9 protein-coding genes are annotated in these 10,169 nt (G+C 61.9%); 6 read left to right on the top strand and 3 right to left on the bottom strand.

Annotation, left to right across the window (positions count from 1 at the left end; all coding sequences use genetic code 11):
• From QVE23_RS08545 to QVE23_RS08555, 3 genes are all read right to left on the bottom strand, one after another.
• A partial coding sequence (locus tag QVE23_RS08545; RefSeq protein WP_502919086.1) for a hypothetical protein occupies window positions 1–455 on the bottom strand: 455 nt, incomplete at its 3' end.
• 45 nt (window positions 456–500) lie between these two features.
• Window positions 501–1,385: a tyrosine-type recombinase/integrase gene (locus tag QVE23_RS08550; protein ID WP_287966788.1), complete on the bottom strand. Its 885-nt coding sequence runs from the start codon at window positions 1,383–1,385 to the stop codon at window positions 501–503.
• A gap of 303 nt (window positions 1,386–1,688) precedes the next feature.
• Entirely contained in the window at window positions 1,689–2,534 is an 846-nt protein-coding gene (locus QVE23_RS08555; protein ID WP_287554575.1) for a tyrosine-type recombinase/integrase, read from the bottom strand.
• A 197-nt stretch (window positions 2,535–2,731) separates the two neighbouring features.
• Between QVE23_RS08555 and QVE23_RS08560 the strand changes: the two genes are divergently transcribed.
• The 6 genes from QVE23_RS08560 (at window position 2,732) to QVE23_RS08585 (ending at window position 9,777) form a co-directional block, all read left to right on the top strand.
• Window positions 2,732–4,246 carry a histidine kinase gene (locus tag QVE23_RS08560; RefSeq protein WP_249390900.1) on the top strand — a complete coding sequence of 505 codons (1,515 nt, stop codon included), beginning with the start codon at window positions 2,732–2,734 and terminating at the stop codon, window positions 4,244–4,246.
• Window positions 4,247–4,309: 63 nt separating this feature from the next.
• Window positions 4,310–5,122, top strand: coding sequence for a response regulator (locus tag QVE23_RS08565; protein WP_021750331.1), 813 nt, complete (start codon window positions 4,310–4,312; stop codon window positions 5,120–5,122).
• A gap of 16 nt (window positions 5,123–5,138) precedes the next feature.
• Window positions 5,139–6,647: an ABC transporter ATP-binding protein gene (locus QVE23_RS08570; protein WP_025544936.1), complete on the top strand. Its 1,509-nt coding sequence runs from the start codon at window positions 5,139–5,141 to the stop codon at window positions 6,645–6,647.
• A gap of 15 nt (window positions 6,648–6,662) precedes the next feature.
• Window positions 6,663–7,721 (top strand): ABC transporter permease, encoded by a 1,059-nt coding sequence (locus QVE23_RS08575; RefSeq protein ID WP_021750329.1) that lies wholly within the window; start codon window positions 6,663–6,665, stop codon window positions 7,719–7,721.
• 1 nt (window position 7,722) lies between these two features.
• Window positions 7,723–8,649 (top strand): ABC transporter permease, encoded by a 927-nt coding sequence (locus tag QVE23_RS08580; protein ID WP_021750328.1) that lies wholly within the window; start codon window positions 7,723–7,725, stop codon window positions 8,647–8,649.
• Between the two features lie 72 nt (window positions 8,650–8,721).
• Entirely contained in the window at window positions 8,722–9,777 is a 1,056-nt protein-coding gene (locus QVE23_RS08585) for a BMP family protein (RefSeq protein WP_021750327.1), read from the top strand.
• Window positions 9,778–10,169: the final 392 nt, after the last annotated feature.

Below are 10,169 nucleotides of genomic sequence, written 5' to 3' on the forward strand. Positions count from 1 at the left end.
ACGTAGTAGAGCGAATAATCCCGGACAAGTTCAAATTCGTCCCAATCCCAATACCGGTCGCTTCTCTCCCGCTGGACTGCATAGTAAGATGTCCCGTCAAAATAATAGTACTGTGACTGGCGGTCTATATCGTTATAGGACCAGTTCCGCTTAGATGTCGCCTCGTATGTATACGAGGTGATGTTCTGATCCATCGACCCAGACAAGTCCAGCACCAGCACAATATCCAGCGGTGTGGTCTTGCTTCCCTTGGTCACCTCGTTGGTGACATAGGCCTCCAGGGTCAGGGAATAATTTCCGTCCTCATCATAGTTGACCGTCTTGTCCACCACGACGCCGTCGTTGCTCTCTGTGTGGACCCGGTCGCTCCCGTTGCCGCCGCCAGGGTCTTCTGCCGCCAGGGCAGCAGTGGGAACCATTGTCAGCATCATACAGAGGACCAGAAATGCTGACAAGATCCGTTTCTTCATCACTTTTCCTCCTTCTATATTTCAGTGATCTTATATGTAAACATCCTTATGGATGGAATGACCGGTTCCCTCCGCCCACCCGGCGGCCAGCTGCTCCGTGTCCAGCATCCGCTCGTAGGACTGCTCCGCCAACAGGCGCACGCCGCGCTCCACCTCCGCCTGGGTAGCCAGATACAGCTTCCGCAGGCACCGGGGCGTTCCCTTTTCCTCCTCTACCCGGGCGTCATGACACAGGGTCTGGATCTCCTCCGTCACCTGGGTCCGGCTCATGCCTTTCCCGTTCCGGGTGCAGAACACCGGCCCCGCCGTCAGGCCCTGCCGCCGGGCGTAGTCCAGCAGCTCCCCCTGCAGACAGGCGGGCAACGGGACGTACCGCCGCTCCCCGCCGGTACGGACCGGCAGGCGCCCGGCCCGCACCCGCTCAACGGTCACCTGAGGCAGCTCCCCCACCCGGATGCCCGCCAGGGCGAATATTTTCACCAGCAGGTAGGTCCGCTCCTTTTCCAGTATCCTGGCAGCCTGCAGCAGCCGCAGATACTCCACCCGGCTCAGTTCCGGCTGGAGGCCCTTGTCCGCCTCCAGCTGCCCCACCAACTGCAGGTCCCGCCGCCCCATGTACTCCATCAGCCCGTTGGCGGCAGACAGGTGGGTATTCACGGTGCTGGGGGAATACCCTGCCTCCAGCAGGAATGCTCGCCAAGCAGCCAGCGTTCCCCGGGAGATCTGCTTGTCCGGGGGCAGGTAGTCATAGAGGGCCCGCAGCTTGGCACTGTACATCTGCACCGTGCCCTTGCGGCGTCCCCTGCCGGACAGGTCCGCCAGATAAGCCCGGATGGTCTCCATGCTGAGCTCGGCGCCGGGCCAGTCCGGTGTGCGGTGTGTCTCCCGCGGCTTCAGAGCCTCTGGACTCCTCATCTCCCCGCCTCCTGTCAACAGAATCGCCATTTCCTCCTGTAAGGGACCGAAACGGGGCCTGCAGACCAGGGGCAAATGTGCGCAAAAAAGCCCGCGCAGCCTGCGCGGGCTCAAAAATGGCGCAAAGACAGCAGCCGGACAAAATTCGACGCTTTTCCGGCCATTTTATGCTGCCCAAATCGGTAAAAGCTCTTGCGGCTGGCGGTGCTTTGTGCTAGAATTTGGTTACTGTTAAAATCAATTATGTATGTCTGGTTATTTTTTTGCAGCCATCCGCATCGGAATGGCGATTCTGTCCTATTTCTAACAGACCAGCCCCAGCCGTGCCAGAGTCCCGGCGTGCTCGGTGCCCGTGGAGATCAGGTAAATCCGGGTCGTCTCAATACTGGAGTGGCCCAGGACGTCCGCCAGCCTGGCCACGTCCCGGCAGACACGGTAGAACGTCCTGGCGAACAGGTGCCGCAGATTGTGGGGAAACACCTTGCTGGGTGCCACGCCCGCCTTGTCGCACAGCGCTTTCATCTCCGCCCAGATCTGCCGGCGGGAGATGCCTTTTTCGTTTCTGGTGAGAAAAATCTCGCCGGAAGCGATTTTTTGTTTCCTGGCGTATTTGAGGAGCTTGCGGCAGAGCTTGCCCGGCAGCAGGATGGTCCGGATCTTGCCCTTCAAGGAGATTTCGGCCCTTCCCCGGTACACGGCCTCCACGGTGACATAGCGCACCTCGGACACCCGGATTCCGGTGCCGCAAATGGTTTCCAGCAGCAGCGCCAGCCGTTCCCGGCCCTGGGTGCGGGCGGTCTCCAGCAGGCGGAGGTACTCCGGCCTCGTCAGCTCCCGGCTGTCGTCCCGGAACAGCCGCCGCTGGATGCGCAGGGGTTTCACCCGAAACGCCGGCCAGCCCAGAAATACAAGGAACCGGTTGACCGCCGCCAGCTTGACGTTGATGGTGGCCGGCGCCAGCTTCGCCTCCAGCAAGGCGGCCTTCCAGGCCCCCGTCGCCGCCTTGGACGCCGCCCGGCCGTCCAGCCAGGCGGTAAAAGCCGCCGCATCCCGCAGGTATTTCTCAATGGTGGCGGGGCTCTTTTCCTCCCACACCAGGCGCTGCCTGAACGCCTGGAGCTGTTCTCCTGTGATGGTATAGTCTTGCACTGCATATCGCCTCCCGTACAATTATCCTCTATATTTTACCTTCCGGCCGGCTGTCTATGTATCCAATGGATTTTGCGCGGCAGAACACTGCTCTGACACCGACGGATAGGCCCCGGCCCTCTGCTTGCATTGCGGGCCGATTTGACGTATTCTTTAATAAAAAAGGCAGGTGCCAAAAAAAGGGAGGGATCGCCTTGGTGCGGACCGCAAAGCGGACGCCTCTGATTCACGCCGGACGGGCCTTTGTACTGGCCCTGGCGGCCGGACTGGTGCTTGTTGGCTGCATGGAGTGGAGCCGCCGGAACCAGGAGCGGGACCGCATGGGCTATGTCGCCAGCGCCATCGGGGCGGAGACGTATGAGTTTATGCTCTCCGAGATGAGCAAAACCCGCGTTCTGGAGGCCTATCTCATCCAGACCAGCGGGGACTATTCGGACTTCGGCAGGGTCGCCCATGTCCTGCTGCGGGAGGACTATGTGCGAAACGTCCTCTTCGCGCCGGACGGGATCGTGGACGGTGTCTTTCCCCTGGAGGGAAACGAGGATGTCGTCGGGCTGAACATGTACGGGGACGGGGCCGGCAATCTGGAGGCTCAAGCTGCCATCGAAAAAGAGGCGCTGTATATCGCCGGCCCCTTCCAGCTGATCCAGGGCGGCCTGGGCATCGCCGGGCGGCTGCCGGTCTTTCTGACGGACGAACAGGGCCAGCGGTATTTCTGGGGCATTGTCTCCGTGACGCTGGACTTTCCGGCCGCCCTGTCCGGAAGCTCCGTGGAGCGGGTAAATGCCCAGGGCTTCGCCTGCCAAATTTGGCGCATCAATCCGGACGACGGACAGAAACAGGTGATTCTCGAGACGGCGGACCCGCTGCCGGAGGGTGTGCGGACTGTGGACCACGCGCAGGAGCTGTTCAACTCTGTCTGGACCGTCTCCCTGGCGCCCCTGCGGCCCTGGTATCTCCAGATCAGCCTGTGGCTGGGGGTGGCGGTGAGCCTGCTGGTGGCGTTGCTGGCTGCGGCGGGCGTCTATTACGCGGGCCGGCTGCGGCAGCTGCAGCTGGAAAAATCCCAGCGGGCCATCCAGCAGCTGCAGGAGCAGCTGGAGCGGGAACAGGGCAATATGCTGCTGAACCAGATCCGCTCCCACTTCTTTTACCACACCCTCAACGCTCTGCAGGCCCTGATCGTCCTGAAGCCGGAGGCGGCCTACAAAATGGCCGGAGACTTCGCCCGCTACCTGCGGTTCACACTGGACTCCGTCACTGCCGACGGCGGGATCGGCTCCTTCCGGGAGGAGATCCGGGCGGTCCGGGCCTATGCGGATATCAACCAGCAGCAGCTGGGGGACCGGCTGCACATGGTCTACGAGATTCCCGACGTGGACTTTCCCATCCCCCTGCTGACCATCCAACCCATTGTGGAGAATGCCATCCTCCACGGCATCAAGCCCAAGGTGGGCGGCGGAACCGTCTCTTTGAAGCTGGAAGAGCTGCCGGACCACTGGCAGGTCACGGTGACGGACGACGGCGTGGGCTTCGGCCTGGAAGCTGTCCGAGAGAAGGGCTCCATCGGGCTGGAGAATGTGCGGCGGCGCATAGCCCGCTTCCCCGGCAGCGAGCTGCGGATCACCAGCACAGTGGGCATGGGCACACAGGCTGTCCTGACTTATGGAAAGCGGGGGAAAAACATGGAAAATCTTTCAAAATCGACCTGAAAGCGTACGGTTTCCGTACGCTCCATCTGGTACAATAGAAACATAAGACAGGGGTGACCGCGATTGAAAACCATTCTGGTGGACGACATGCTGCTGGATCTGCAGCTCTTCGAGCTGAAATGTGCGGACATGCCTGATTTTGAAATTGTGGGGAAATTCACCGATCCCAACGCGGCCATTGAGTACGCCGCCGGCCATGTGGTGGATTTTGCCCTGCTGGACATCGACATGCCGGGGATGGACGGCATCCATCTGGCCCAGGCCCTGCGGCGGCTGCGGAGCGACATCATCATCGTCTTCGCCACGGCCCACCCGAAGTTTGCGGTGGAGGCGCTGAAGATGAAGGCGGACTACATCATCTTCAAGCCCTTTGACCGGGAGGACATCGCCGATGTGATGGAGCGGGCCAAGCTGCTGCGCCGCCGCCAGTGCAAGCGCATCCATTTCCACACCTTCGGGGCCTTCGACATGCTGGTGGACGGCGAGCCGGTGCACTTCCGCTCCGGCAAGGCCAAGGAGCTGATGGCCCTGTGCGTGTATCGGGACGGGCGGCCGGTGTCCATTCACGAGATCGTGGAAAACCTATGGGGAGAGAACGCCGACGGCACCGGCTACCGCCGCACCATCAAGGAGCTGGCAGACACCCTGCGGGACTATGGCGCGGAGGAGATGTTCCTGCGCAGCCGGGGGAGCCTGCGGGTGCGGATGGACCTGGCGGACTCGGATTTTCAGGCATTCATGAGCGGCGATGAGGACGCCATCTGCCAGTTTCAGGGGGTGTTCATGCAGCAGTATTCCTGGGCGGAGCCCATGGTCTGCACGCTGCAGGAGAAAAAGGAGCTGATGCTTGCCCGCATGGGGAAGCACCGCATGTAAGGAGGGGGCTGAAACTTTGGATGAGTTACTGAGAATGGAGCACGTCAGCAAACGCTTCGGCGATTTCTACGCCAACAGGGACATCAACCTGTCCGTCCGCAAGGGCGAGGTACATACCCTGTTAGGGGAGAACGGCGCGGGAAAGAGCACGCTGATGAACGTCCTCATCGGGCTGTACCAGCCCACAGAGGGAAAGATCTTCCTGAATGGAAAGGAGGTCCGCATCGACTCTCCTGCCCAGGCGGTGAAGCTGGGCATCGGTATGGTGCATCAGCACTTCATGCTGGTGGAGGCCATGACGGTGTTCGAGAACATCATCCTGGGGGACCGGAACACCAAGGGCATCTTCATCGACAAGGAGGCCCGGAAGAAGGAAATCCTGGAGCTGGCGGAGCGCTATGGTCTGGACGTGGAGCTGGACCGGCCCATCACGGAGATTGCCGTGGGCGCCCAGCAGCGGGTGGAAATCCTGAAAACCCTGTATCGGGGCGCGGAGCTGCTGATTCTGGACGAGCCCACCGCCGCCCTGACAGACATCGAGGTAGAGGGACTGTTCCAGATCATCCATAAGCTGACGGAGGAGGGCAAAAGCGTCATCTTCATCAGCCACAAGATGCGGGAGGTGCTGCAGATCTCCGACCGTATCACCATTCTGCGCACCGGCGAGGTCATCACCACCCTGGATCGCTCCGAGACCGACGGCCAGGAGCTGGCCAACCTGATGATCGGCCGGGAGCTGGCCCCCTCCCACTACGGCAAGGTGGAGGAGCCGGGCGATCCCGTCATCCAGATGCGGAGCGTGGACTACCACAAAGAATCCAAGCACGCAGGGCTCAGCGGCGTCTCCCTGACCGTGGGCCGGGGCGAGATCGTGGGCATTGCCGGCGTGGACGGCAACGGCCAGAGCCAGCTGGCCCAGGTGGTCACCGGCGTGCTGACGCCGGACGGCGGCGAGGTGGACATGAAGGGCTCCAAGGTGGCTCAGTTCACCCCCAACGGCTTTATTCTGGAAAATGTATCCCACATCCCGGAGGACCGGAACAAGATGGGCCTCATCGGCAATATGTCCGTGAAGGACAATATCGTGCTCAAGGCCACAGACTCTCCGGAGTTCTCCAGTGCCAAGGGCTACTTTCTGAAGAAAAAGGCCATCCGGGACTACGCCCTGAAGATGCAGGAGAAGTACGACATCCGCTGCACCTCTGTGGAGCAGGAGACGCGGAACCTCTCCGGCGGCAACCAGCAGAAGGTGATCCTGGCCCGGGAGCTGGAGGGCAGCCCGGACCTGCTGGTGGCCGTCCACCCCACCCGGGGCCTGGATATCGGCGCCACCCGCTTCGTCCACGACACCATGATCGAGGCCCGGGACAAGGGCTGCGGCGTATTGCTGATCTCCGCGGACTTCGACGAAATCCTGGAGGTTTCCGACCGCATCGTGGTGATGTTCGAGGGGCAGATCATGGGCGTGTTCTCCGGCAAAAATCCTCCCATTGAGGAGATCAGCCTGGCCATGGCCGGGAAATAAGGAGGGGGAGAACGCATGAAAAACAGCGGAAAACTCGTCAGTTTCCTGGTACCCATCATCTCCATCCTGCTGGCCTTCGTCATCGGGTGCATCATCATGGCCGTGCTGGGTGCCAATCCCTTTGTGGCGCTGGAGTCCCTTTGGATCGGTGCCTTCGGCAGCCTGCGGAACGTAGGCACCACCCTGGCCCGCTCCACGCCGCTGATCTTCACCAGCCTGTGCGCCTGCTTTGCATACCGCTGCGGCGTGTTCAACCTGGGTGGTGAGGGCCAGTTCCTGATGGGCTCCATCGTCTGCTGCTACATTGCCACCCAGAGCGGGATCGAAGGACTGCCCGCCATTCTCCTGTGTCTGGTGGGCGGCGCCGTGGCTGGCGGCCTCTGGTCCCTGATTTCCGGCCTGCTGAAGGTCTACCGTGGCCAGAATGAAATGATTATCACCATCATGCTGAACTATGTGGCCACGCTGTTCATGGGCGTGGTATATACCGACTGGCTGCGGGACGGCAGCGTTCCGCAGACGCAGGCCGTGCCGGAGGCCACTCAGCTCAGCCGCCTCTTCGGCCTGCGGGTCACCTCCGCCTTCGTCATCGCCCTGGCGGTGGGACTGCTGGTGTACTATTTCCTGTTCTACACCTCCAAGGGCTTCCAGCTGCGGGCCGTGGGCCTGAACATGACGGCGGCGGAGTTCAACGGCTTCGCGGTGAAGAAGTACATCCTGATGAGCTTTATCGTCTCCGGCGCCATCGCCGGCCTGGGCGGCAGCGCCGAGCTGCTGGGGACCCAGTTCCGGCTCATCAACGGCTTCGGCAACGGCTACGGATTCGACGGCGTGGCCATGGCCCTGATCGGTCAGCTGCATCCTCTGGCGACCATTGTGGTGGCCATCTTCTTCGCAGCTCTGCGGGTGGGCTCTACCACCATGCAGGCGGCCACCGGCGTGCCCACCAGCGTATCCGACATCATCCAGGCCCTGGTGATCGTGTTCACCGTGGCGGGTCTGGCCATGGTGAAGCTGCCCGGATTCAAGGCGTTCCTGGGAAGGCTGACGGAGAGACGGAAGGAGGCGGCCTGATATGGAATTTGTCATGAACATCATCCTCTCCAGCGTTCGCATGGCCACGCCCCTGATCTTTCTGGCGCTGGCGGAGCTGTACTCCCAGCGGGCAGGCCTGGTCCACATCGGACTGGAGGGCCTGGCCTCTATCGGCTCTCTGGTGGGCTTTCTGGTGAGCCTCATCACCGGCAGCCCCATGCTGGGCGTGCTGGCTGGCGCGGCGGTGGGCATTCTGGTGAACATGATCTTCGCCTACGCCACCGTCACCCTCTGCGCGGAGCAGATCGTCTACGGTATGGCCATCAACATCTTCGCCCCGGCCCTGGCGGCCTTCATCTACCGGGTCTACTTCGGCGCCGGGTCCGAGCTGGTGCAGGTGGGTCTGATGAACACGCTGTCCTCCTCCCTGGGCATCACCTCCGACAACTTCCTGGTCCGCCTCCTGCTGGACCAGACGCCCATGGTGTACCTGGCTTACGGCCTGGTGATCTTCACGGTTATCTACTTCAACCGTACCAAGTCCGGCCTGAACTACAAGGCCGTGGGCGAGTATCCCAAGGCGGCGGCAACTCTGGGCATCAACGTCATTGGCGTGAAGTACGCCGCCTGCGTCATCTGCGGCGCCCTGGCCGGCATCGGCGGTGCCTATCTCACCACCTGCTACGCCAACACCTACGTGGACGGCAACGTGGCGGGCCGGGGCTTCATCGCCCTGGCGGCGGTGATCTTCGGCCGGTGGAGCGGTGCCGGCGTGCTGCTGGCGTGCCTGTTCTTCGGCTTCTGCGACGCGCTGCAGATCCGGCTGCAGGTGGGCAGCTTCGGCGTGCCCTATCAGTTCTTCCAGATGATCCCCTACATCGCCACCGTGGTGGTATTGGCCGGCATCGGCATGAAGAAGGCCGGCCCCAAGAGCTCCGGCAAGCCCTATCTCAAGGAGGAGCGCTGAGGATAATCGCCGCCCACGCGGCTGTTATCAATAGAAGGCATCCACATTTATGAAGAATTGGGAGGAAAGAACATGAAAAAATTATTGGCTCTGCTTCTCACCCTGGTCATGTGCCTGTCACTGGCGGCGTGCGGCGGCTCCGGTACCGACACCTCCGGCACTGACACGTCCAGCGGAGAAACCGGCGAAGACTCCGGCGACAGCAGCTACCGGGTGGCCATGATCTGCGACTCCAGCATCTCCGACGGCGGGTGGGGCATGTCCTGCTACAACGCCATGGTGGATGCCGCCGCAGAGCGCGGCTGGGCCACGGAGGTCTCCGACAGCATCGCCCAGTCTGCCTACTATGACACCATCATCTCCTATTGCGACCTGGGCTATGACCTGATCTACGCCCCTGGCAACCAGTACACCGACGCCGTCCTTCAGGCGGCGGAGGAGTTCCCCGATGTGGCCTTCGCCCTGCTGAACGGCGGCGAGGACACTCCCGCCAAAGCCGTCAACGGCAATGTGACCTCCCTGCTGCCCAATGCCCAGCAGGTGGGCTGGATCGCCGGTGCCCTGGCCGGTCTTATGACCAAGAGCGGCACGGTGGCCTTCATTGGCGCCATGGAACTGGATACCACCCTGGGCAAGTATAACGGATTCAAGGAAGCCGCCGCCTATGTGGGACAGCAGGAGGGCAAGACCGTCTCCACTCTGGATGTGGTCTACTCCGGCGACTTTTCCGCCGCCGACAAGGGCATTGAGTTTGCCAAGGCCATGATCGACCAGGGCGCTGATGTGTTCTTTGGCGACGCCTCCGCTGTGGACTCCGGCGCACGGCAGGCCATTGACGAAGCCAATGCCGCCAGCGGCTCCGTGAGCATCTATGACATCGCCCAGCCCTCCGATCTGTTGGGCCAGAACGAGTGCATCATCGGCAGCCAGGTGACGGACAATGCCTCCCTTGTGGGCCTGTGCATGGAGGCTGTGGAGGATGGCTCCTTCGGCGGCGAGGTCATCTACGGCACCCTGCAGAACGGTGCCCTGTCCGCCGGTGCCCTCAGCGACCTGGTGCCCGCCGATGTTCAGGAGAAGTATCAGGGCTACCTGGACCAGATGGTGGACGGCAGCTTTATGCAGTAAGATTTATACCCGCAAACCACTGCGGCTCCATCCAGATGCCTGGATGGAGCCGCTTTCCCCCCTGCCCGGGAAACTTCTGCCCAACGGTAGAACGGGGCCTGCAGTGCCGGGCATTGGATGGCGGGCAGCCGCTCCCCTCCTCCCTGGCCCGCAGACGCAAAACGGCCGTGCGATTTTTGATCGCACGGCCGTTTTTCCGATATTCTGCCCCACAGGAACGGCGCGGTCCGCCCTGTTCTTCGGGTCATCAGGAGCGGGAAGCTCTCTCCTCCCGGCAGTCTTCCGGTTTTTTCGTGTGGTTTTTATAGGTATTCCATGTGGGTTCATATTCCGCTGTGGCCTGATTGCCCCACATGGCCCAGCCCTCCCGGTCCCCGCGGGCAAACAGCTCA

The sequence above is a fragment of the Oscillibacter sp. KLE 1728 genome (genome assembly GCF_934833455.1).
GTDB lineage: Bacteria > Bacillota > Clostridia > Oscillospirales > Oscillospiraceae > Oscillibacter > Oscillibacter welbionis.